At 52.4% G+C, this 23,893-nt stretch carries 21 protein-coding genes and 2 tRNA genes; 17 read left to right on the forward strand and 6 right to left on the reverse strand.

Annotation, left to right across the window (positions count from 1 at the left end; genetic code table 11):
* The first annotated feature begins 28 nt into the window (after nt 1–28).
* The 4 genes from ABIE48_RS03120 (at nt 29) to ABIE48_RS03135 (ending at nt 4,177) form a co-directional block, all read left to right on the forward strand.
* Nucleotides 29–1,564: an ABC transporter ATP-binding protein gene (locus tag ABIE48_RS03120; RefSeq protein WP_192716458.1), complete on the forward strand. Its 1,536-nt coding sequence runs from the start codon at nt 29–31 to the stop codon at nt 1,562–1,564.
* Nucleotides 1,564–2,643: an ABC transporter permease gene (locus ABIE48_RS03125; RefSeq protein WP_145025521.1), complete on the forward strand. Its 1,080-nt coding sequence runs from the start codon at nt 1,564–1,566 to the stop codon at nt 2,641–2,643. Before ABIE48_RS03120 ends, ABIE48_RS03125 begins: the two co-directional genes overlap by 1 nt.
* Before the next feature lies 1 nt (nt 2,644).
* Nucleotides 2,645–3,607, forward strand: coding sequence for an ABC transporter permease (locus tag ABIE48_RS03130; RefSeq protein WP_094595544.1), 963 nt, complete (start codon nt 2,645–2,647; stop codon nt 3,605–3,607).
* A 246-nt stretch (nt 3,608–3,853) separates the two neighbouring features.
* On the forward strand, nt 3,854–4,177 hold the full coding sequence (locus tag ABIE48_RS03135) for a hypothetical protein (protein ID WP_192716459.1): 324 nt from the start codon (nt 3,854–3,856) through the stop codon (nt 4,175–4,177).
* Between the two features lie 55 nt (nt 4,178–4,232).
* On the opposite strand, the gene ABIE48_RS03140 is transcribed toward ABIE48_RS03135, so the two are convergent.
* Complete coding sequence (locus ABIE48_RS03140; protein WP_192716460.1) at nt 4,233–4,679, reverse strand: GNAT family N-acetyltransferase; 447 nt, start codon at nt 4,677–4,679, stop codon at nt 4,233–4,235.
* A gap of 588 nt (nt 4,680–5,267) precedes the next feature.
* On the opposite strand from ABIE48_RS03140, the gene ilvB reads away from it, so the two are divergent.
* The 3 genes from ilvB to ilvC all read left to right on the forward strand — a co-directional run bounded on the left by ilvB (nt 5,268) and on the right by ilvC (nt 8,644).
* A complete protein-coding gene (gene ilvB / locus ABIE48_RS03145) occupies nt 5,268–7,010 on the forward strand; it encodes a biosynthetic-type acetolactate synthase large subunit (protein WP_192716461.1) in 1,743 nt (580 codons plus the stop codon).
* A gap of 2 nt (nt 7,011–7,012) precedes the next feature.
* Entirely contained in the window at nt 7,013–7,498 is a 486-nt protein-coding gene (ilvN, locus tag ABIE48_RS03150) for an acetolactate synthase small subunit (RefSeq protein ID WP_076173236.1), read from the forward strand.
* Between the two features lie 153 nt (nt 7,499–7,651).
* A complete protein-coding gene (ilvC, locus tag ABIE48_RS03155; protein ID WP_076173235.1) occupies nt 7,652–8,644 on the forward strand; it encodes a ketol-acid reductoisomerase in 993 nt (330 codons plus the stop codon).
* Between the two features lie 102 nt (nt 8,645–8,746).
* Here ilvC and ABIE48_RS03160 read toward each other — a convergent pair whose 3' ends face one another.
* The gene (locus tag ABIE48_RS03160; protein ID WP_116232141.1) at nt 8,747–9,727 is read right to left on the reverse strand and encodes an aldo/keto reductase; all 981 of its coding nucleotides are present in this window, start codon (nt 9,725–9,727) and stop codon (nt 8,747–8,749) included.
* A 258-nt stretch (nt 9,728–9,985) separates the two neighbouring features.
* Here ABIE48_RS03160 and leuB point away from each other — a divergent pair, with 258 nt between their 5' ends.
* The 6 genes from leuB (at nt 9,986) to ABIE48_RS03190 (ending at nt 16,907) form a co-directional block, all read left to right on the forward strand.
* Nucleotides 9,986–11,065 carry a 3-isopropylmalate dehydrogenase gene (gene leuB / locus ABIE48_RS03165; protein WP_076173233.1) on the forward strand — a complete coding sequence of 360 codons (1,080 nt, stop codon included), beginning with the start codon at nt 9,986–9,988 and terminating at the stop codon, nt 11,063–11,065.
* Nucleotides 11,066–11,359: 294 nt separating this feature from the next.
* A complete protein-coding gene (locus ABIE48_RS03170; RefSeq protein ID WP_076173232.1) occupies nt 11,360–11,908 on the forward strand; it encodes a peroxiredoxin in 549 nt (182 codons plus the stop codon).
* 318 nt (nt 11,909–12,226) lie between these two features.
* On the forward strand, nt 12,227–12,634 hold the full coding sequence (locus ABIE48_RS03175) for a hypothetical protein (RefSeq protein ID WP_076173231.1): 408 nt from the start codon (nt 12,227–12,229) through the stop codon (nt 12,632–12,634).
* Between the two features lie 387 nt (nt 12,635–13,021).
* Complete coding sequence (locus tag ABIE48_RS03180) at nt 13,022–14,131, forward strand: ATP-binding protein (protein ID WP_145025517.1); 1,110 nt, start codon at nt 13,022–13,024, stop codon at nt 14,129–14,131.
* A 105-nt stretch (nt 14,132–14,236) separates the two neighbouring features.
* A complete protein-coding gene (locus tag ABIE48_RS03185) occupies nt 14,237–15,781 on the forward strand; it encodes a leucyl aminopeptidase (RefSeq protein ID WP_192716462.1) in 1,545 nt (514 codons plus the stop codon).
* A 160-nt stretch (nt 15,782–15,941) separates the two neighbouring features.
* Nucleotides 15,942–16,907, forward strand: a complete 966-nt coding sequence (locus ABIE48_RS03190) for an aldolase catalytic domain-containing protein (RefSeq protein WP_089545713.1) — start codon at nt 15,942–15,944, stop codon at nt 16,905–16,907.
* Between the two features lie 66 nt (nt 16,908–16,973).
* Here ABIE48_RS03190 and ABIE48_RS03195 read toward each other — a convergent pair whose 3' ends face one another.
* On the reverse strand, nt 16,974–17,216 hold the full coding sequence (locus ABIE48_RS03195) for a hypothetical protein (RefSeq protein ID WP_076173228.1): 243 nt from the start codon (nt 17,214–17,216) through the stop codon (nt 16,974–16,976).
* Nucleotides 17,217–17,224: 8 nt separating this feature from the next.
* Nucleotides 17,225–17,548, reverse strand: coding sequence for a YbjQ family protein (locus ABIE48_RS03200; RefSeq protein ID WP_105445850.1), 324 nt, complete (start codon nt 17,546–17,548; stop codon nt 17,225–17,227).
* Nucleotides 17,549–17,803: 255 nt separating this feature from the next.
* Here ABIE48_RS03200 and ABIE48_RS03205 point away from each other — a divergent pair, with 255 nt between their 5' ends.
* The 3 genes from ABIE48_RS03205 to ABIE48_RS03215 all read left to right on the forward strand — a co-directional run bounded on the left by ABIE48_RS03205 (nt 17,804) and on the right by ABIE48_RS03215 (nt 20,148).
* Nucleotides 17,804–19,861 (forward strand): putative bifunctional diguanylate cyclase/phosphodiesterase, encoded by a 2,058-nt coding sequence (locus ABIE48_RS03205; protein ID WP_354518293.1) that lies wholly within the window; start codon nt 17,804–17,806, stop codon nt 19,859–19,861.
* Between the two features lie 74 nt (nt 19,862–19,935).
* Nucleotides 19,936–20,009, forward strand: a tRNA-Pro gene (locus tag ABIE48_RS03210).
* Nucleotides 20,010–20,074: 65 nt separating this feature from the next.
* A tRNA-Gly gene (locus ABIE48_RS03215) sits at nt 20,075–20,148 on the forward strand.
* 615 nt (nt 20,149–20,763) lie between these two features.
* On the opposite strand, the gene ABIE48_RS03220 is transcribed toward ABIE48_RS03215, so the two are convergent.
* Nucleotides 20,764–20,988, reverse strand: coding sequence for a hypothetical protein (locus ABIE48_RS03220; RefSeq protein WP_258169034.1), 225 nt, complete (start codon nt 20,986–20,988; stop codon nt 20,764–20,766).
* Between the two features lie 227 nt (nt 20,989–21,215).
* Complete coding sequence (locus ABIE48_RS03225) at nt 21,216–22,379, reverse strand: ROK family protein (protein ID WP_192716464.1); 1,164 nt, start codon at nt 22,377–22,379, stop codon at nt 21,216–21,218.
* A gap of 188 nt (nt 22,380–22,567) precedes the next feature.
* On the opposite strand from ABIE48_RS03225, the gene xylA reads away from it, so the two are divergent.
* Nucleotides 22,568–23,884, forward strand: a complete 1,317-nt coding sequence (gene xylA, locus ABIE48_RS03230; RefSeq protein ID WP_076170725.1) for a xylose isomerase — start codon at nt 22,568–22,570, stop codon at nt 23,882–23,884.
* Nucleotides 23,885–23,893: the final 9 nt, after the last annotated feature.

Here is a 23,893-nt window from a genome sequence, read left to right on the forward strand (position 1 = left end):
CCGCAAAATATGTGATAAGGGTGATCTCATGGATGCAGCGACCCCTGTCGTTGAGTTGAAGCAAATTACCAAACGCTTTCCCGGCATCGTTGCCAACGACTCCATCAGCTTGAAGCTGCACAAGGGCGAAATTCATGCACTGCTCGGTGAGAACGGTGCGGGGAAGTCGACCTTGATGAACATCGTGTTTGGCTTGTACCAGCCTGATGAGGGCAGTATCGAAGTAAACGGCAAGCCCGTCATCATTGACAGTCCTAATAAAGCGATCGAGCTGGGTATCGGCATGGTGCATCAGCATTTTAAATTGGTTCAACCGTTTACGGTAACCGAAAATATCATTCTGGGGATGGAACCCAAAATTGCCGGGGTGCATCTGAACTACAGAGCATCGGTTGCCAAGATCAAGGCCCTGTCCGACCAGTATGGTTTGAGGGTTAATCCGCATGCCAAAATTCACGACATATCCGTCGGGATGCAGCAGCGCGTCGAGATCTTGAAGACGCTTTACCGCGGCGCTGACATTCTCATCTTCGACGAGCCGACAGCGGTGCTTACACCGCAGGAAATCGGCGAGCTCATGGGAATTATGAAGCGCTTGGTCGCCGAAGGCAAATCGATTATTTTGATTACGCATAAGCTTAAAGAAATTATGCAAATTTCCGACACGGTGACGATCATCCGGCGGGGGAAAGTCATCGACACCTTGAAGACGTCCCTGACGAATCCGAACGAGCTTGCAGAGAAAATGGTGGGCCGCAGCGTCTCCTTTAAGGTGGACAAGCAGCCGTCCGTACCGAAGCAAACCGTGCTAAATGTAAAAAATTTAGTGTCCAAAAACAAAGAGGGAATTCCCGTTCTGAACGGGCTTGATCTCCAGGTGCGTGCAGGGGAAATTCTCGGTATCGCTGGCGTTGACGGGAACGGGCAGAGCGAGCTGATCGAAGCGCTGACGGGCCTGAGCAAGGTTGATAGCGGCCTGATCGAAATTAACGGCAAGGATATTACGAACAAACCACCGCGTTTCATCTCGGAGAGCGGGGTATCCCATATTCCGGAGGACCGTCATAAACACGGGCTTGTCCTTGATTTTTCCATGAGTGAAAATATGGTGCTGGAAACGTATTATAAAGCCCCTTACAACAAAGGTGGCTTCCTGAACAAAAGCGCCATTGACGACCAGGCGAAACGCCTGATCGAGCAATTTGACGTCAGAACGCCGAGCATTGAGACGAAGGCTCGTGCTTTATCCGGCGGTAATCAGCAGAAGGCGATTATAGCCCGGGAAATAGATAAAGATCCGGATCTGCTCATCGCAGCGCAGCCGACGCGGGGACTTGACGTCGGTGCGATCGAGTTTGTGCAGAAGCAGCTTGTTGCGCAGCGGGACAAGGGGAAAGCCGTGCTGCTGATCTCCTTCGAGCTGGACGAGATCATTAACGTGTCCGACCGGATTGCGGTCATTTACGAAGGACAAATCGTCGGCGAAGTGCGGCCGGAGGACACGAATGACCAGGAGCTGGGTCTGATGATGGCGGGCAGCAAGGTTGCGGGAGGTAAGGCCTAATGAATAAATTATTTAAAATTTTTACTGTCAACAGCCTGTTGACGCCTCTCGTATCGATCGTGCTTGGACTCATCGTAGGGGCCATCATTATGCTGATCGGGGGCTACGATCCGATTCTGGCGTACAGTTCCCTGTTCAGCACGGTATTTGGAAACCTGTACGATTTTGGGGAAACGATCCGCGAAATTACGCCGCTGATTATGACCGGTCTTGCTGTCGCCTTTGCGTTTCGGGCAGGCCTGTTCAACATCGGGGCGGAAGGGCAGTACATCGTCGGCATGACCGCCGCGACAGCGGTCGGGATCAAGCTGACCGGGCTGCCGATCGTTTTGCATGCCATCGTCGCGATCATCGCCGGCGGATTGGCCGGAGGGATCTGGGCGGGCATTACCGGCTATCTCAAGGCCAAACGGGGTGTGAACGAAGTTATTATTTCGATCATGCTGAACTGGACAGGCTTGTACTTAAGTAATTATATTGTTAATAATTTTTTACTGCTTGAAGGTCAGCAACGTTCAGAAGATATCAAGAACACGGCCTCAATTTCGATTGGCTGGCTATCCAACATGTTCAGTGATGCGCGTATGCACTGGGGAACCGTCATTGCGATTCTAGCAGCTGTGTTTTTCTATGTGTTCATGTGGAAGAGCAAGCAGGGGTATGAGCTGCGGGCCGTAGGACATAATGGGGATGCCGCGAAATATGCGGGGATGAACGTGAAGAGCAATATCGTGAAAGCCATGTTCATCAGCGGTATTTTTGCCGGATTGGGCGGTGCCTTTCAGGTGCTTGGCGTATTCCATTACCAGGCGATCTTCACGGGGTCTCCGGGCGTCGGCTTTGACGGAATCGCGGTGGCGCTGATCGGCATGAACCATCCGTTCGGCATTCTGCTGTCCGCCGCCTTGTTCGGTACGCTGACTTACGGCTCCGCGGGCATGAGCTTTGGCGCGGAAGTGCCGCCGGAAATCATCCGGATCGTTATCGGATCCATCATATTCTTTATTGCTGCACAAGGCATTGTGCGCTGGGTTCTGAAGCCCTTCTATCTGAAGCGCAAGAAAGAGAAGGTGTTGTAAAATGGATTGGATCACAACAATTGGCCAGCTGCTGAATACGACGCTCGTTTTTTCGACGGCGCTCATCTTTGCTGCCATGGGCGGCATCTTCTCTGAACGCTCCGGTGTAACGAACATCGGGATTGAGGGTTTGATGACCTTCGGTGCGTTTGCGGCCGGCGTCGCTTCCTATTACGCGGAAGATGCCGGGATGGGGGCAGCTTCCCCCTATATCGGCATGCTCGCTGCGATCGTGATCGGGCTAGTCGCTTCGCTGATTCATGCCGTCGCCTCGATCACCTTTAAGGCGGATCAGGTGATCAGCGGCGTCGTGATCAACTTCCTGGCAACGGGAAGCACGCTGTATATGGTCAAGCTGATGTTTGAAGGTGCGGGAGAAACTCCACTGCTGATGGAGAGTCTCCAAAAGTGGAAGATTCCTTTCCTTTCCAAAATTCCGATTATCGGGGAAGGCATATTCAGCAATTACCCGACAACATATCTGGCTATTATTGTCGTCATCGTCGCTTCGTATATCTTGTACAAAACCTCCTTCGGCCTTCGTCTGCGTGCGGTCGGAGAGCATCCAAGCGCCGCCGATACGGTCGGCGTCAAAGTACGCCGGATGCGGTATATCGGGGTCATGATCAGCGGTGCTTTGGCTGCGCTCGGCGGAGCCACGGTTACGCTCACGACGACGAGCACGTTTTCGCATAATACAATTTCAGGCCAAGGTTTTATCGCGATCGCTGCGATGATTTTCGGGAAGTGGAATCCTCTCGGTGCGTTCGGGGCAGCTGTATTTTTCGGCTTCTCCCAGGCTATCGGAAACTACTTCCAGCTCTTCGATTGGGCGCATGATATTCCGCAGGAATTTATTTACATGCTTCCGTACGTACTCACCGTTATCGTTCTGGTGGCGGCCGTGGGACGCTCGTCTGCGCCGGCTGCGCTGGGGGAACCATACGATCCGGGAAAAAGATAATGATCGAACCGCAAAGAGGCTGCATTCCATTCAACTGGAGTGCAGCTTTTTTTGATTAAGTGCCAACTTGACAGGGCGGCATGACATTTTATGCAGCAGCGGATTTCTCCCGACAGCAGTACATGCTTCCAATGCTTGCGCCAGTGATGCCTGCTTCACCCATCTTCCCGGGAACCGGGCTATGGAACAAGCGCCGTGCGGGGCATTCGAATAGATTGATGTGAAGACCATTGGAGGAGGGATTACATGCAACAGTCTGTGACTCGTAAACACGCCCAGAAGTTTGTTGGTAAACATATTGTGGCTGCCAAAAAAGACGGAAGCCTGGTGACCGGAAAATTGCTGCGCATTTCGGGCAACCGCCTGATTCTGCAGCGCGAAAAAGGGAAAAAGGTCCACACCAAAGCGATCATTCCGCTCGTCTTGTTTGACCTGCTGGCGATTGGAACGGCCCCTTACGCCTACGGCCCTTATGGGGGATACGGCGGAGTACCTTACGGCGGATACGGCCCTGGATACGGCCCCGTCGGATATCCGGGGGCTTATCCTTACGGCGGTGGATTCTGGTAAAACCTTAAATTACCGGTTCACTTATTAAGGGGAGTGCAGGAGGTTCTCGGCACGGCTAGGAAAGCCGCTTTTCCAATTCGTGGCACTGGTTTTTGGCGTGGTACTTGATATCGAAATATCCTAACTTTTGGTAGAATATCATCCCATTCGCATTCCCGGAATCAACCATGACTTTCGACCGTTTGCACCCGCGTGACAACGCAAATCTTTCCGCATGGGCCATCAAGAGGTTTCCCCATCTTTTGCGTTGTGATTCGGGTGCGACGGCTAACATATCGATATAGAGCAGATCGCCGTGAAGCATAAAGTGGACAAATCCTACCGGATCCCCTTCGTAGTAGGGGGAAGCGATGAGCGTCACGCCTCGGTTCATGCGTCCGGGAAGATCCTTTCGCACCTGCTCCAATTGGCTTTTGGTCATATGGGACAGCGGGACAAGCTGGGTCTCGATTAAATGCATGATGACAGCATCGTCCTGCTTGGGTCTGCGGTATCTAATCATAGAGTCTGTCCTCCGTTCTGCTGCCCAATTCATCCATGAGCGACATACGTCATCATATGAAAATAGGGGTGGGCGGTGTGCCGAAAGTTCCCGGGAAAATGAAGGACAAAAGCGGACATGTATTTTTTTATCCGAATCTGGGTATTGACTATAGAATCGATGGGTCATATAATGTGTCTAAACATTTTAACGAGTATACAGTCATCGGCAATGAAGAGGACGAAGTTTAAAGGGCTCTTTTGAACAGAGAGTGAGAGGATCTGCTGCAACCTCCGCCAAAACCCCTTTTATACGAGCTCACCTCGGAGCTGTTCTCCTGAAAAGCGCTAAAGCCTATTAGGGAGAATCGTCAGGTCCACGTTACGGACTCAAGGTATGGAAACGGATGAGCCATCGATAAAGAGGCACCGTTCCTGATTTTCTATACCTGCTGAGGCTGTGCACTGTGAAGTGCGGAGCAAATATGGGTGGTACCACGGAAGAACAACCTTTCGTCCCTCACACAAGAACATTGTGTGATGAGGGATGGAAGGTTTTTTTGTTTACCATCACAAAAAAATGAACGTATTCTTGAGAGGAGGATGACTGATGAGCGCGCAAATTCCTGAAGTGCGGTCTACAGAACAATTACGTGAGAAATGGATGAAGCCGGAAGTCATTTCCGGCTCGGAAATACTGCTTCGCAGCCTTCTGCTGGAAGGTGTCGAGTGTGTTTTCGGGTATCCGGGCGGGGCAGTGCTTTACATTTACGATGCGATGTATGGATTTAAGGATTTCAAACATGTGCTGACTCGTCACGAGCAGGGAGCAATCCATGCGGCAGACGGTTACGCCCGGGCCAGCGGCAAAGTCGGCGTGTGTATAGCAACATCGGGACCGGGGGCGACCAACCTGGTCACAGGAATTGCCACCGCTTATATGGATTCCGTCCCTCTGGTTGTTATCACGGGTAACGTCGCAACGAGCCTGATCGGAACGGATGCTTTTCAGGAGGCCGACATTACAGGCATCACGATGCCGATTACGAAGCACAGCTATCTCGTCAGAGATGTCAAAGATCTGCCGAGAATTATTCACGAAGCATTCCACATCGCTTCGACCGGCCGCAAAGGTCCGGTGCTGATCGACATTCCGAAGGACGTATCAGCGGCGCTTACGCTGTTCGAACCGGGAAACAGCATTAACCTTCGCGGGTACAACCCGCGCCTGGTGCCTAACAAGCTTCAGCTCGACAAGCTGGTTGCAGCGATCGAAGAGAGCGAGCGGCCGATGATCATTGCCGGCGGCGGCGTGATCTACTCCGGCGGACATGAAGCGCTGTACGAATTCGTGAAGCGGACCGAAATACCGATCACGACAACGCTTCTCGGTCTGGGAGCATTCCCTAGCGGGCATGAGCTCTGGACGGGCATGCCGGGGATGCACGGAACTTACGCCTCCAACATGGCGATTCAGGAGTCGGACCTGCTGATCAACATCGGCGCACGGTTCGATGACCGGGTAACTGGCAAACTGAACGGATTTGCCCCGAAAGCGAAGATTGTGCACATCGACATCGATCCGGCGGAAATCGGCAAAAACGTGCCGACAGACATTCCGATCGTAGGCGACTGCAAGACGGTGCTGGAAATGCTGAACAACGATGTGAAGCGGGCCGGCAAGGCTGAAGCTTGGAGAACCCGGGTTCAGCAGTGGAAGCTGGAGCACCCGCTCCGCTACGCTGATTCGGATACAGAGCTCAAGCCGCAATGGGTTATCGAGCTGCTGAACGATACGACGAAGGGCGAAGCGATCGTCACAACTGACGTAGGCCAGCATCAGATGTGGGCTGCACAGTACTATAAGTTCAATCAGCCGCGCTCCTGGGTGACTTCGGGCGGACTCGGAACGATGGGATTCGGACTTCCTTCCGCCATCGGCGCCCAAATGGCCAATCCGGAAAGGCTCGTCATTTCGGTGAACGGTGACGGCGGCATACAGATGTGCTCCCAGGAGCTTGCGATCTGCGCCATCAATAACATACCGGTGAAGGTCGTCATCATCAACAACCAGGTGCTCGGTATGGTTCGTCAGTGGCAGGAACTGATTTACGATAACCGTTACAGCCATATCGACCTGGAAGGAAGCCCGGATTTCGTCAAACTGGCCGAGGCTTACGGAGTGAAGGGACTGCGGGCGACGAACAAGGAAGAGGCCAGAACGGCCTGGAAAGAAGCGCTCGAAACGCCGGGACCTGTCGTTGTGGAATTTGTGGTCAGCAAGGGTGAGAACGTGTATCCGATGGTAACTCAAGGCTCGACCATTGATCAAATGTTGATGGGGGATGCATAATTATGAGCATGAGACATACCATTGCCGTTCTAGTGAATGACCAGCCGGGCGTGCTGCAGCGGGTATCCGGACTGTTTGGACGCCGCGGCTTCAACATTGAGAGCATTACGGTCGGGCAGTCGGAAGAAGCGGGGCTCTCCCGCATGGTCATCGTCACGATCGGTGACGACATGACGCTGGAGCAAATCGAGAAGCAGCTGTACAAATTGATCGATGTCATCAAGGTTATCAACCTTAGCTCCAAGCCAATGGTGGCGCGCGAGCTGGCGCTGATCAAAGTCAGCGCGGAGCCGGCGGAACGTCCGGAAATCCTCGGCGTCGTAGAAACGTTCCGCGCTTCGGTCGTCGACATCGGAAGCGGCAGCATCATGGTTCAAGTTGTCGGGGATTCCTCGAAAATCGACGCCATGATCGAGCTCTTGAAGCCGTACGGAATCCGGGAGCTGTCTCGCACCGGAGTCACCGCCATGATTCGCGGAAATGCATAATCATACACAACAACATATTCAATAAATTCCCGCTAAAGAGCGGGGGTTTGAGAGGATCGTATCCCGAAAGCGGGACAAACCGGGTGCAGGGTCCTTTGAAACACCCGCTCTTTATGAAGGGTTCTTTTTAAAAACAAAGGAGGATTTATTCACATGCCAGTTACAACTTATTACGAGCAAGACGCAGAACTCAGCGCTTTAAAAGGAAAAACCGTTGCCGTTATCGGATACGGAAGCCAAGGCCACGCACAGGCGCAAAACCTGCGTGACAGCGGTGTCAAGGTCGTTATCGGTCTTCGCGAAGGCAAATCTTTCGATAAAGCCAAAAACGACGGTTTCGAAGTTCTGTCCGTTGCCGAAGCAACAAGCCAAGCGGACGTAGTACAAATCCTGATGCCGGACGAAACTCAAGCATCCGTGTACAAAAACGAAATCGAGCCTAACCTGAAAAAAGGCGCTGCGCTCATGTTCTCCCACGGCTTCAACGTTCATTTTGGACAAATCGTTGCTCCTAAAGATTCCGACGTGCTCCTGGTTGCTCCAAAATCCCCAGGTCACATGGTTCGCCGCACGTATGTCGAAGGCTTCGGGGTTCCTGGCCTGATCGCCATCGAGCAGGACGCTACTGGCAATGCGAAGCAAATCGGACTGGCCTATGCAAAAGGTATCGGCTGTACCCGCGCAGGGGTTATCGAAACTTCCTTCCGTGAAGAAACCGAAACCGATTTGTTCGGTGAGCAAGCCGTACTTTGCGGCGGCGTAACTGCGCTGATCAAAGCCGGATTCGAAACGCTGGTTGAAGCTGGATACGCTCCGGAAATGGCTTACTTCGAGTGCCTCCACGAAATGAAGCTGATCGTTGACCTGATCTATGAAGGAGGCATGGCTAACATGCGTGACTCCATCTCCAATACGGCTGAGTACGGTGACTATGTAACTGGACCTCGCATCGTAACGGAAGAAACGAAGAAAGCGATGAAGGAAGTGCTGTCCGACATCCAACAAGGTAAATTCGCCCGCGACTTTATCCTTGAAAACCAATCCAACCGTGCATTCCTGAATGCAACGCGCCGTAACGAAGCTAACCATCCGATCGAAGTTGTCGGCGGTCAGCTGCGCGAAATGATGCATTGGATCAAGAAATAACATACGGCACTCATCCATCAATAAAAAAAGGCGGATCCCCGGATTTAGAGGGGATCCGCCTTTTGCATTTCAGGAGCGGCGATGTTAAGCCGTTATGCCCGCTTACCAGGCATACGCCTCGGGAGCGGCGCCGCCCGGTCCCGGGAAGATTTCGTCCAGCCGCTTCAGCACGGCTTCATCCAGCTTGATTTCGAGCGCGCCGAGGGAGCTTTCGAACTGCTCCAGCGTGCGCGGCCCGATGATCGGCGCCGTCACCGCCGGATTGCTCAGCAGCCAGGCAAGCGCGACGTTATCCTGTGGCTCGCCGAGCTCATTGCACAATTCGGCAAACGCCTCGAGCTTGGCGCGATGCTTCTCGATGCGCTCCGCGCTTCCGCCGCTGCGTGTGCCTTCCAGCTTCTTCAGCGCGTTGCGTCCGAGCAATCCGCCGTCGAGCGGGCTCCACGGGATCACACCGAGGCCGAGGCTTTGCGCAGCCGGCAGCACTTCCAGCTCCGGAAGGCGGCAGTTCAGGCTGTATTTATGCTGCTCAGACACCAGGCCGAGAAAATGGCGGTTCTTCGCTTCGCTTTGGGCGATGGCCAGCTGCCAGGCAGCAAAGTTGCTGGAGCCGACGTAGCCGATTTTGCCCTGGTTCGCCGCGATTTCAAATGCGCCCCACAGCTCGTCCCAAGTGACGTTCGGGTCGACATGGTGCATTTGGTACAGCTCGATATGGTCGGTCTGCAGGCGCCGGAGCGATCCTTCCAGGTGTCTGCGAATTTTGTACGAGGACAGGCCCCGCGCCCCGTTCGGACCGTCCGCCGGGTCGCTCATGTCGCCATGAACCTTGGTGGCGAGGACCACCTTTTCGCGGCGGCCGCCGCCCTGGGCGAACCAGCGGCCGATAATGGTTTCGGTCAAGCCGGAATTTTCGCCCCAGCCGTAAATGTTAGCGGTATCAAAAAACTGAACGCCGGCGTCAAGCGCCGCGTCCATGATGCGGAACGCTTCCTTCTCGTCCGTCGCTGGTCCGAAGTTCATCGTTCCCAGGCACAAGCGGCTCACTTTTAAACCGGATTTTCCCAAATACGTATACTGCATGAATCCGTTCAACTCCTTTGCGATTGAAGAGTATAAGTCCAAACAATACCATTGTACCCGGATTAATCAGGAAAAGAAATGTGCCTTGTTAAGGCAGGTATAGAATAATTTAATCCATTCGGTCAGCTTATAGGAAAATACTATTAAGGTCATAGATTCTATATCTTGGTCAATGCTCTCCTTCATGTGTTACAACAGTATATAGAGAATTAGGACAGTGAAAACGAGGTACCTGTACCTGGAGGAGTGACTGATATTATGGCAGAGGTTAAAAAGATTGCAGTAATCGCAGGGGACGGCATCGGGCCGGAGGTTGTCGCAGAAGCGGAGAAAGTGCTCAAGCGCACGGAGGAGCTGTTCGGCTACTCGTTTGAAACAGAGCATGCGCTGTTCGGGGGAATCGCAATCGACGAGAAGGGGACCCCGCTTCCGGAAGAGACGCTGGCGGTATGTAAAAATGCAGACGCGGTGCTGCTAGGCGCGGTAGGCGGACCGAAATGGGACAACAATCCGAAGGAACTCCGTCCGGAGACTGGCCTGCTCGGTATCCGCAAGGCGCTCGGATTGTTCTCGAACCTGCGTCCGGCCGTGGTATTCGACTGCTTGAAGGACGCCTCGACGCTGAAGCCTGAGGTGCTGGAAGGCACGGACCTGATGGTTGTACGGGAGCTGACCGGCGGCATTTACTTCGGTGACAAGCTGAGACGCCAAGGCGAGCATGGCGAAGAAGCGGTGGACACTTGCGTGTACAATGTGGCGGAAGTGGAACGGATCGTGCGCCAAGCCTTTGAAATCGCCCAGAAGCGCCGCAAGAAGCTCGCTTCCGTCGATAAGGCGAACGTGCTCGAAACTTCCCGCCTGTGGCGTGAAGTGGTGAATCGGGTCGCTCCGGATTATCCGGACGTTGAGCTGGAGCATGTGCTTGTCGACAACTGCGCCATGCAGCTGCTGCGCCGGCCAGCCAGCTTCGACGTCATCGTGACGGAGAACATGTTTGGCGATATTTTGAGCGACGAAGCCGCCATGTTGACAGGGTCAATCGGTATGCTGTCGTCCGCTTCGATGGGAGAAGGCGCGTTCGGCTTGTATGAGCCGGTTCACGGCTCCGCACCGGATATCGCGGGTCAGAACCTGGCGAATCCGATCGCCACGATTCTGTCACTGGCGCTGATGTTCCGCCTCACGTTTGGATACGGGGATGCGGCAGACGCGATTGAAGCAGCTGTGGCTGACGTGCTGAATGCTGGACATCGCACAGGCGACATCGCTGTGGATAAGAGCAAGGCGATCGGCACACGGGAGATGGGCGACCTGATCGTGGCTGCGATGAAGAAGTAATTTTCAACGTAATATTGAGGTCGTTTTAACGCTATATAAATGAAAGGATTTTTTTGGAAAGGGTGCTGCCGGGTGATCGGCGGCCCCTTTTTTTTACATCCGTCTGCTGAAGATTCGTTGAAAAGTTCACGATTTTTTCTTATTTATAATTATTATAAATAAATAACCTATATAATCTTGACTTTGATTTCGTCGAATGATACCATTTGAAATGTAGATTCCACTTGGGATGCAATACGATACTTAATCTAGAACAGAGCAGTTGTTCTTTATATTAAAGGAGGAATTTTTGACATGGCAGAACGTTTAGTAGGTAAACCGGCTCCTGAATTTACGATGGAAACTGTAACAGGTGACGGCACGGATTTCAGCAAAGCAAGCCTGACTGACTATCGCGGTAAATGGCTCGTATTTTTCTTCTATCCACTCGATTTCACTTTCGTATGCCCTACGGAAATCACTGCGCTGAGCGATGCTTACGAGCAGTTCAAAGCGCTTGACGCTGAAATTCTCGGTGTGAGCACGGACTCCATCCACAGCCACAAGGCTTGGATCAACACACCGCGCGACTCGAACGGTCTTGGAAAAATCAACTTCCCACTGGCTTCCGACATCACGAGATCCGTTGCAAAAGACTACGGCGTGTACATCGAAGAAGAGGGCGTTGCTCTTCGCGGTCTGTTCATCATCAACCCTGAAGGCGAGCTGAAATATCAAGTGGTTAACCACAACGATATCGGCCGCAGCGTTGAAGAAACCCTTCGCGTCCTCCAAGCGCTGCAATCCGGCGGATTGTGCGCAATGAACTGGAAACCAGGCGACAAAAATCTGGTAACCAACTAATTTTTAAATATTCGGACAAGCCCCCTTTGCCTTGCTTGATGCAGGCCAAGGGGGTTTTTCATCAACTGTGGTTTTGGGTTTAGAATGTCTCGGGGAAGTTGAAATATGGCTAGGAGCGGCATAACGTCTTGTTGTGGCATTAATATAGAATGAACTCATCTATTTAGCAGGATTTGAACAGGGCGATATAGAAAACCAAAGAGCAGGCATACATGATAAAACTTGGGTCCCGTCAGGGTTGAAAAAAAGGAATTGTCGAGCTTGGAATCGAATACATTATGAAGAAATACGGTGGAATCCAGAGGAGGGTGAACTGGAATGAGTTATTGCTGCGGAGCAAGTATGGTTGGAACGAAAGGTACACTTAAACATTATCGCACTCAAGTCCATAATGTTCCCCTGTTGTTCTGTCCCGTGTGCCACCGGGTTGAGGTTCATTACAAGGTTGAGAATGAATACGAAATTTTGGCCGAATATGCGCATGGTGACGGGGCGGCAGAAATTGACTTTCAGGATTATGTGATCGAGGACGAAGAGACCATTTTTGAAAATGTGGTCAACTGTGAGAAGGAAGATCCGAAAGACATCATTCAGAGCCAGATTGACATGGCCCTTGATTTGTTGACGGTCGCTAAGCAAATTCAAGACGAGAAATGGCAGAGCGAGCTGAAGAAAAGACTCGCGGTCATGAGCCAGCGCCGGCTGCGTCTTCAGCATAAATCATAAAATTTCATCGGATACCCGGGCCTGCCGTCGAATCGGCGGAAATCGTCCCGGCTGAGCGCCCGGTCATGACATAGCATCAGGTACAAAAATAAATTTTTTGTGTCTGATGCTTTTGTTTTAAGATTCGCTTTCGCAAGAGACGACATCCTTATTTTTACAGGAGAAACTTCTGCATAAGCGGGGACTTTCGGCTAAGAAAGAGCACCGATTGACGGCCATCATTTTCAGGCTGGGACCATTTTTTCTTTTTTCGACAGTATCTCTTGTTGAGTTTTCCGGCGAGCTTGTCTATGATTAAACTAATCTTTATTACTGGCCAAAAGATGGAATATTTGCCTGCTAACGATTTGCCAATTCCGTCATTTCCTTATAAAGGGGGGGCATCGTGTGAGCGAAATCCAAGAGACGTTGTTGCAGTCCCTGGAGGCGTTTCAATCTACGCAGCTTGTGAAGAACAAGTACGAGAACATTTTGGAGCACTTGGACAGTGGGGTAATTCTTTTCGACAGTGAGGGCGTTTTGACCTTTATTAATGTGCAAATGGCGAGGTTGTTGGAAATTTCCCGTAAGTCGTTGACTGGCCTAACCTTGCTTCAAATTTTGCGTCATCCCCAGTTAAGCCGGTATAAGAAGAAGAAAATATTGCGTATTTACCGCGAAACCATTTTTCACCGAAAAAGATACCATGAGCTAAGTGATGAAACCGGACGACAGTGGCTTCTTACGGTCACCTACGGCGACCAAATGGACGGTGATTTTTTATTTAGTGTCAAGGATGTATCCGATTTCAAGCAGATCGAACAAACCGCCTACCGAAACGACAAGCTGGCGATGCTCGGCAAAATTTCGGCATCGATCGCCCACGAAATCCGCAACCCGCTCACGGCCATCCGTGGATTCATTCAGCTGCTGAGACCTCATTTGACCAAGCTCGGAAAAGACGAGTATGCTCGCATTATATTGACCGAGATCGACCGGGCGAACGACATTATTTATGAATTTCTGAATTCGTCCAAGCCATCTGCACCGCAAACGACCGTCATTCCGGTTTCGTCTTTGCTAAAGGAAGTTGTTCTCCTTACGGAGAGCGAAGCGCTGATGAATGGCTGCGAGGTTGTTTTGCTCGATGAGTCTACGCCCCTTTATATTTCCGTCGATGTAAAGCAGATTAAGCAGGTCATTCTCAACATCATTAAAAACGCCATGGATGCGATTGCTGATCAGGGACATGAGCATACCGGGAGGATTGAAATCCGCACGCGCAAGGACCAGAAAAACGTGAATATATGTATTTCGGATAACGGAAAGGGTATGGATCATATCACGCTGAGCCATTTATTCGATCCCTTCTTTACGACCAAGGAAAGCGGGACAGGCCTTGGTCTGTCCGTCAGTTACCGGATCATCAAGAATCACCGGGGATATATTTCTGTGGACAGCAAAGTAGGGAAGGGAACAGAGTTTGTGATCTCGCTTCCGATCGTTGAAATGTCCTGATTCGGCACAGCAGGAACATTTTGTCTTTGGAGTTGCTTTGGACAACGGTGGAATAATATATATGACTATCGTCCGAAAACTTGAAGACAAAGGAAGATGACGCCGATGAATGGACATCCGTTTTCCGAAGGACAAGATATTACGGTCACATGGAAGGATCATACGGAGGCTACTCAGCTCAGTATGGATGCGCTTGTTGTTATGGTTTCCCAAAAGGACTTTGAGGATAACGCACTTTCTCCCAGTCTTGCACCCGTTGTGCAGCAGCTCAGGGACAGCCGCTTGTTCGGTGCTGCCTTCAATCAAATCCACGCACTGCCTGTGCCTGATTCAAGCGGCCATCGCGCCGTTATTCTTGTCGGGATCGGCGAACGTCCGCTGACCTCCGAAGAACTCAGGCTTGCTGCCGCCCAGGCGGCTAAAACCGCGCTCAAAATCCAAGCCCAAAGCCTGGCATGGGAAGTGCCGATGACCATGATGCGATTTACTGTGGAACAGAACACGCTAACTGCGGCCCAGGCCCTGACCGAAGGGTTCATTCTGGGAGCATACCGGATCAAGCAGTACAAACGAAACCATCCGACGTACCATGGAATTAAAGAGCTGGTGCTTTTTCGAAAAGGAAACGCAGATCCCCGGGAAGCTGAAGAATGGCGTCAAGGCATTGTCCGTGGGAAAGCGGCGGCCGAAGCTACCTGTTTGGCGCGGGATTTAACGAATCTCCCTGGGAATATGCTGGTTCCAGAAGATCTGGCGAAGCATGCGCAGCGGATTGCCCGGAAGCATGGCATGGAATCACACACGCTGGATGTCGAAGAGCAAAAGGCGCTCGGCATGGGTGGATTGCTCTCGGTTGGCCAGGGGAGCATTCAACCTCCGCGGATGATCGTGATGAAGTATCAAGGAAGGGACAGCTGGGATGACGTTATAGGGCTTGTCGGCAAAGGCATTACGTTCGATACCGGGGGCATCTCGCTGAAGAAGCGGCTCGGCATGGAAGAGATGATCAGCGATATGGCCGGAGCCGCTGCGGTGCTGGGTGTCATGAACGCACTTGGAACGCTGAAGCCGAAGGTGAACGTCGTGGCTGTCATTCCGAGTGCCGAGAACATGCCTGGAGGCGGTGCCTTTAAGCCGGGGGACGTGATCCGGTCGTTCAGCGGGCGGACGATCGAGGTGCTGAACACCGATGCGGAAGGCAGAGTGGTGCTCGCCGATGGCATGACTTATGCCAGGCAGCTCGGAGCGGTCCGTCTCATCGATGTGGCGACGCTCACAGGCGCCGTCGTGACGGCTTTAGGGGATGTGGCGACTGGAGCGGTAACGAACGATGACACTTTTCTCCAGGAGCTGATCCTCGCTTCGAGAAGATCCGGTGAAAAAGTATGGCCGCTTCCTGCTTACAAGGAATTTTGGGATATGCTCAAAAGCGACGTGGCGGACATTCGCAACAGCACCGGAGGCAGGGGGGCTGCGATTACGGCAGGCCTGTTTATCGGAACCTTTGCCGAAGGGCTGCCGTGGGTTCATCTCGATATCGCCGGAACGGCCTACGCCCAAAAAGAGCGGGGTGTGAATCCCAAGGGAGGCACCGGGGTGATGGTCCGGACCCTGCTGGAGTGGATTTTGTCGCAAGCGGCATCCTCATAAGACCATGAACGTAAAGCGGAATCCTGAGCGGGATAGCCGCTTTATTTCGTATGCCGTCATTTCGCGGTCATAATCGTCCGGACAATTAACCTTTACTTTTCTGGTCACCTTCAAGTATGATGAAGGAATAAATTTTATGCCGGAAGGAGAAGCTTGTTGGATGAAAACGAACCCTTGTAAAATTGTCGATTGCACGATTCGCGATGGGGGACTGGTTAATAACTGGGACTTCAGCGTCGAGTTTGTACAAACTTTATACGCCGGACTGAATGAGGCCGGTGTTGACTATATGGAAATCGGCTACAAAAATTCACCCAAACTGCTGAAGGGCGCCGAATCTGCCGGACCTTGGCGCTTTTTGGACGATTCCTTCCTGCGTGAAGTGATCCCCCAGAAGGGCAAAACCAAGCTGTCCGCCCTCGTGGATATCGGCCGTGTCGATGAGAATGATATTTTGCCGCGCGAAGAGAGCATGCTGGATTTGATCCGTGTTGCTTGCTACATCAAGGACGTGGATAAAGCGCTGGAACTGGTGCAGACGTTCCATGAACGCGGTTACGAAACGACGCTGAATATTATGGCTTTGTCCAACGTCATGGAGAACGAGCTGCTGGAAGCCTTCGAAATGATCCGGGAGAGCGTGGTCGATGTCGTCTACATCGTCGACTCCTATGGAAGCCTTGACCACAAGGACATGGAGTATTTGGTCGAGAAGTTCAAGAAGCACCTGCCGAACAAGCGCCTTGGCGTTCATACGCATAACAATATGCAGCTGGCCTTCTCCAACACGCTGACCGCTGCGGAGCTGGGCGTGGAGCTGCTGGATGCGTCTGTATACGGAATGGGCCGCGCGGCTGGCAACTGCCCGACCGAGCTGCTCGTCACCCATCTGAAAAATACCCATTACAACCTTCGTCCGGTGCTGGATTTGATCGAACGCCTGATGATTCCGCTTCGTGAGAAGGAGGAATGGGGCTACCTGATTCCTTACATGGTTACGGGAACACTGGGGGAGCATCCACGTTCCGCCATGGCGCTCCGGGCATCGGAGGATAAGGACAAGTATGTGGATTTCTACGACAAGCTGACGACTCCGGAAGTCAACTTTGATCCGAAACACAAGTAAACCGCTTCATTTGATTCATTGGAAAAAGGGCTGCCCGTCACAAGTACGGGCAGCCCTTTTTTGGCTTCAATCGAGTCTGATATATTCGCGTTCACCGGTACGGTGATTATAATAGACCTGGTATTTATGACCGTCTTTCGGGTCAATAAATACTTCTGAAGTCGGCGTAAACGATCCGTTCATGATGTCCCTGCTGCCCCCGCTGTCGTCCCGGCGGCGGTATCTTTTGTCGAAGAAGCGCCAGCTTACCCATAACAGCAGCAGAAAGGCGACCAGCTCCAAGGCGTATATGAGCAGAATAATGACCATACCTCCCATCAGCTAACAGGACGGGTTCTAACGACCGTGCCGTAGGCAACAATTTCGCTCATGTTATTGCCGATATCCCCGCTGTCAAAGCGCATCATCACGATGGCGTCCCCGCCCATGGCATGCGCGTTCTGCACCATCCGGTCCACCGCCTGCCGCCGCGCATCCTCAATCATCTGGGTGTACTGCTTCACCTCGCCGCCGACAAGACCCTTGAGGGAAGCCATAATGTCCCCGCCGATGCCTCTGGCTCTAACGACGACTCCAAACGTGGTGCCGAGTACCTCGATAATTTCATGATTGGCTACATTTTCGGTTGTTGTAATGATCATACAATGCCACACCCCTTAGGTATTATAATCTACAATACGGATGAAGGAGGATGAGGATTCATTTTTTTGCAAAATGACACATGTCGAACGATGGCCCCAATGCAAAATTATTGTCTAATGTTAGCAGGAATGTCGGCATAAACGTGGAATTATTTAGCATGAAATTCATATATAAATATTTCAGAAAAAGCCCGGGGGTCAGAGGACTGCATGCATACCAGAGTAGAGAAAAGACGAACAATCAGGACGGCCTTGGTGGGAATCTTGTTTTTTGTTGCGGTTCAGATCGTTCAAACTGCATTTTTATACAGTAATGATGGCGCCGGCTGGTTCAAGACGGTTTATATCCTTGCCGGCTGGAGCAGCGTGGCTGTCAGCTTTGCCGTGTTCGCCCAGGGATGGCTGTTATTTTCGCACAAACTGTCGCGGCATAGGCTGTATACGGCTGCGCTGTTTTTGTCTCTGGCTGTATTTGATTTTTTGCAGACGGTCAGCTTGCTCGGAATTCCTCTATTCGGCTATGCATTAAACCAGGACGATGCCATGTGGCTGCTTATTATCTCCAAGGGGGCATGCGCCCTTGGGCTTCTGTCGATTTATAATCTGAAAGACACGATGGTGTCGATTACCCATAAACGCTTCGCATTTATGATCACGCCGGCCGTGATCGTATTTGGTGTGCTTGCCTTTTTCCTGTGGCATCAGAAACTTCCTTTGCTGATGAACCATGGCAGCATCAATTGGCTGAAGAAATATTTGGACCTGGTGATCATTGCGGTATGCCTGATTGGCATCGGATCGATCATGTACCGGGGCAGAAAGGACCGGGCCCCATCGCTGCTTATTATTATCCGGGCGCTGATTTACTCCGCTCTCGGACAGGGGCTGATGATGACGGCGAATCATACATACCAGTGGAATTACCTGCTTGGCACCCTTTCCGGAGGTGTGGCTTACTATCTGATGCTCAAAGGGGTTTACCGCCTGACGATCGAGGATCCATTCCGGGAACAACAGCGGGTGGAGGCGCGGATGAACTATCTGGCGTTCCATGATGACCTGACGGGACTGCCGAACAAACGCCGGTTGACTCAGCGCATTTCCAGTAAGATCAAAAATGCGGGACATGAAATGACAGGGGTCGTCGTTTTTAACGTCAACCGCTTCAAAAATATCAATGACTCCCTTGGGCATCAGGCGGGGGACCGGATTCTGCAGCTTGTCGGCGACCGCCTCAAACGGAATACCCGATCCAGCGAGGAAGTGTTCAGTATGGGCGCCGATGAGTTCGCCATCATTCTGCCCGCGCTTGCCGGCGTGGAAGAGGGGATGGAGCGGATCCGCTATTTGCTGAAGCTCTTTGAAAAGCCCGTCGTCATCGAGGAAAACGATTATCATATCACGCTCTGCGCAGGGATGGCGGTCTTTCCGCAGGACGGAGACACGGCCGAGGAGCTGATTCAGCATGCGGACACCGCCGTTCATCATGCCAAAGACTATGGAGTCGACGTCCGTCACTTTGTCCCATCCATGCAGATGAAGGCGAAGGAGCGGCTCCGCCTGGAGAACGACCTGCGCAAAGCGATCGAGCGGGAAGAGTTTTACCTGGAGTATCAGCCGCTCGTTCATTTGGAGAGCAGCGAGATCGTCGGCATGGAGGCGCTGCTGCGTTGGCGGCATCCGAAACGGGGATTCGTTTCGCCGGCCGAATTCATTCCGCTGGCAGAGGAGAGCGGTCTGATTGTTCCTCTTGGCGAATGGGTTCTCCGCACGGCGTGCATGCAAAATAAAAAATGGCAGCAGGCGGGGTATAAGCCGATCTGCGTATCGATTAATCTATCCATGCGCCAGTTTCTTCAGCCCCAGCTGGCTGAGCGCATCGGGTCCATCCTGGAGGAAATCGGCTTGAATCCGAAGTACGTCGAGCTGGAAATTACGGAAAGCATGACGTTTGACAAGGAGACGGCCTTTGAGCAGCTTCGGCGCTTGAAGCAGCTCGGCGTCTTCATCAGTATCGATGACTTCGGGACGGGGTACAGCTCGCTGCATTACTTGAAAAACATGCCGATCGACCGGCTGAAAATCGACCGTTCCTTCGTCCACGAAGTGATGAGCGACCATAACGATGCGGCGATCGTCTCCACGATCGCATCGATGGCGCATCATCTGCAGCTCAAGGTAACGGCTGAAGGCGTAGAGAATGAGGAGCAGCTCCATTTCTTGAAAGAGCAGCGCTGTCACGAGGGACAAGGCTACTATTTCAGCAAGCCGATTTCGCCCGAGGATTTCGAACGGACCTTTCTGCTGAATTAAAAAAGTATTGCAATCCCACGGCATCCGTGGTATATTATTTCTTGTCTTCACAAGATGATATATCTTGAATGCAACGGGATGTAGCTCAGCTTGGTAGAGCACCTGGTTTGGGACCAGGGGGTCGCATGTTCGAATCGTGTCATCCCGATACTAGACATTCACCCTGAGAAAGTACGAGATTCGCCTTGGCGGCTTTGCTTTTACAGGTGATATGCGGGTGTAGTTCAATGGTAGAACTTCAGCCTTCCAAGCTGATAGCGTGGGTTCGATTCCCATCACCCGCTCCATATTAATTAAAACAAACAACGCCGATGGCGTTTTTTTTATTTTGGAGCGGTTGTGCGGGAGAGAACCCACGCGCGTGGGTGCGACCGTCCGTGCAGGCATCTATGAAGTAACCCAATCAGGACGCGCGTCAACATCTACCTTGAGGGCGAGCCGAAGGCTCGCTGTTGGATCGGGATGTTGAGTACTCCCATCACCCGCTCCATAAACAAAAAAGGTAACGCCGGAAGGCGTTTTTTTGTTGTTGAGCGGTTGTGTGGGAGAGAACCCACGCGCGTGGGTGCGACCGTCCGTGCAGGCATCTATGAAGTAACCCAATCAGGACGCGCGTCAACATTTACCTTGAGGGCGAGCCGGAGGCTCGCTGTTGGATCGGGATGTTGAGTATTCCCATCACCCGCTCCATATTAGTTAAAACAAACAACGCCGATGGCGTTTTTTTTATTTTGGAGTGGTTGTATGGGAGAGAACCCACGCGCGTGGGTGCGACCGTCCGTGCAGGCATCTATGAAGGAACCCGATCAGGACGCGCGTCAACATCTACCTTGAGGGCGAGCCGGAGGTTCGATGTTGGATCAGGATGTTGAGTACCGTCCGTGCAGGCTCCCTTCTTTATGCTATATTTTTCCTTGCTTTATCCATGTCCAAATTCGATATGAACCAAACAAGGCCGCAAATAGTATAAGAAGCAGCATGAATACCCAAATGCCAAGTCGATGGATATCTCTTAGACCATCTGCATTAATAAGTACAAAGGTTCCAACACCTATAAAAAGAAGATACATAAAAACGTTTGGAATAATCCAGCCAATCCTGAGTTTCATGTTTTTATTGTTCAACATCTCCACCTCCATATGACACTATCTTACGAGCTTTTGAGTAATCTGGATATTATAAAAATTAGCTTCTTACATGCTTCTGCAGGACGCACGTCAACTTCTAGTTGAGGGCGAGCCAAAGGCTCGCTGTTGGATAAGAATGTCGAGTACCGTCCGTGCGGTCAATTACCCCGCACCATAGATGAAAAAGGCCGGAGATCCATGGATCTCCGGCCTTTTGTATACCCCGGTTACAGCGTGACGCGCGCGTGGCCGAGAAAATGCATGACGGCGGCGAAGCCTGCGCCGATCATCGTTCCCCGGCTGCCAAGCCGGGAGAAGGTGATCTCGAGCTGCTGCTTATGGTAAGGCAGCGTCCGCTCCGCGACGACCGCCTGCATCGGCCCGGCCAGCCAATCCCGGGCTTCGGACAGCGCCCCGCCGATCACGATGAGCTCGGGATTGAAGCTGTTGATGAGGTTGGTTACGCCGATGCCCAAATATTTGCCCATCTGGGCGAATTGTTCCCGGGCAGCCTCATTTCCCTCGGAAGCCAGGCGCACCAGCTCCGGCGTATTGTGGGCCGGCAAGGAAGTGCCGGCCGTATCGTACGTTTTCTCCGAGGCGTAGAGCTCCCAGCAGCCCCGGCTTCCGCAGGTGCAGGGCCTTCCGTCGGCTTCGATGCACATATGGCCGGTCTCGCCGGCGTACCCGCGCGCACCTTTGTACAGCTCCCCGCCGATGATAATACCCGAACCGATACCCGAGCCAGCACTGACGTAGAGCAGGTGGCGCACATCTTTTGCTGCCCCGAAATTCAGCTCGCCCTGCGCCCCGGCGTTAGCTTCGTTATCAATGGTGACAGGCACCGAAAAGGCTTCCTCCAGCAGCTGCCGCAAATGAACCATTTCCCAGCCGAGGTTGGGAGCAAATAAAACGATCCCGTTTTCATCCACCATGCCGGGCACACCGACCCCGATCCCGACGGTGCCGTATGGCGTGTCCGGAGCCGCTTCCATAAGACTGGAGATCACCTTCTTCATTGCTTCAAGCACATAAGACAAATCGTGACGCGCAAGCGTATGATCCCGCTCTTCCAGTACGTTGCCTCCCAGGTCGCACAGCACGGCCGTCAGCTGCTTCACCCGCAGCTCAATGCCGATGACAGTGCCGGCCATCGCGTTAAAATGCAGCAGCAGCGGCTTACGCCCACCGCTGGACTTGCCCGGCCCGACCTCGGTGACCAGCTGCTGTTCGCACAGCTCGGCTACCAAATTGGAGACGGTCGCCTTGTTCAGGCCGGTCATTTCCGATACCCGGGCTCTGGAGAGGGTGGAGGAATGCTTGCGGATCGTGTGAAGCACAAGCGAGCGGTTTATTTTTTTGACCAGAGCCTGGTCGCCGGTGACTTTCATGTATATCGCACATCCTTCGAGTAATCCCACTAGTACATAATCAATTAGTCTAGAGCCATCCGCGGCAAAAAGCAACCCGAAATCACTTTCCAAAAAAAACTTTGTTTAACCAATATACAAAGTTGATCGGATGTGTTACTATGTTCCTGTAAACGTTTGCGATAAGCAAATTTTGAGGAGGATTATACATGGCATACTTTGAGAACGTTGGGAAGATCGCTTATGAAGGAAGCCGTTCGACCAATCCGTACGCGTTCAAATTTTATAACCCGCAAGAAGTGGTAGCAGGCAAAACGATGGAAGAGCATCTTCGCTTTGCAATGGCTTACTGGCATACGCTGACTGCCGGTGGTTCCGATCCGTTCGGCGTAGAGACGGCTGTCCGCAGCTGGGACAAATACGACGGCATGGACAAGGCCAAAGCCCGTGTGGAAGCCGCTTTTGAATTTTTGGACAAAATGAACCTGCAGTTCTTCTGCTTCCACGATATCGACATCGCACCGGAAGGAAGCAGCCTGCGTGAGTTCTACAGCAACATCGACACAATCGTCGACCTGATCGGCCAAGGCATGAAGACCTCCGGCAAGAAGCTGCTGTGGAACACTGCCAACATGTTCACAAACCCACGCTACATGCACGGTGCCGGTTCTACTTGCAACGCGGACGTGTATGCCCATGCTGCAGCCCAAGTCAAAAAAGGCCTCGAAGTCGGCAAACAGCTCGGTGCGGAAAACTACGTATTCTGGGGCGGACGCGAAGGGTATGAAACCCTGCTGAATACGGACCTTAAGCTTGAAATGGACAACATGGCCCGCCTGTTCCACATGGCTGTGGATTATGCGAAGGAAATCGGCTTTGACGCCCAGTTCCTGATCGAACCAAAACCGAAGGAGCCGACAAAGCATCAGTACGACTTTGATGCGGCGACGACGATTTCGTTCCTGCAAAAATACGATCTCGACAAGCACTTCAAGCTGAACCTGGAAGCCAACCATGCAACGCTGGCCGGACACACGTTCGAGCACGAGCTTCGCGTAGCCCGTATCAACGGTATGCTCGGATCCCTGGACGCCAACCAAGGCGACATGCTGCTCGGCTGGGATACCGACGAGTTCCCGCTGAACATTTACGATTCCACGCTTACACTGTATGAAGTGCTGAAGAACGACGGTCTCGGCAAAGGCGGCATTAACTTCGACGCGAAAGTACGCCGTCAGTCGTTCGAGCCGGAAGATCTGTTCCTGGCGCATATCGCAGGTATGGATACTTACGCAAAAGGCTTGAAGGTAGCCGCTAAGTTGATCGAAGATCGCGTGTTCGACGACTTCATCGACAAGCGCTACGCCAGCTTCAAGGAAGGTATCGGCGCAGACGTCGTATCCGGCAAAGCGACCCTGGCTTCCCTGGCCGAGTATGCGCTGAACAATGAAAATCCGCGCCGCAACGAGTCCAGCCGCCAAGAGCTGCTGAAAGCTCAGTTGAACCAGTACATCCTGGCTGAGTAGAAGCAAGCA

Origin of the sequence: Paenibacillus sp. OAE614 (genome assembly GCF_040546645.1) — a bacterium.
GTDB lineage: Bacteria > Bacillota > Bacilli > Paenibacillales > Paenibacillaceae > Paenibacillus_AQ > Paenibacillus_AQ favisporus.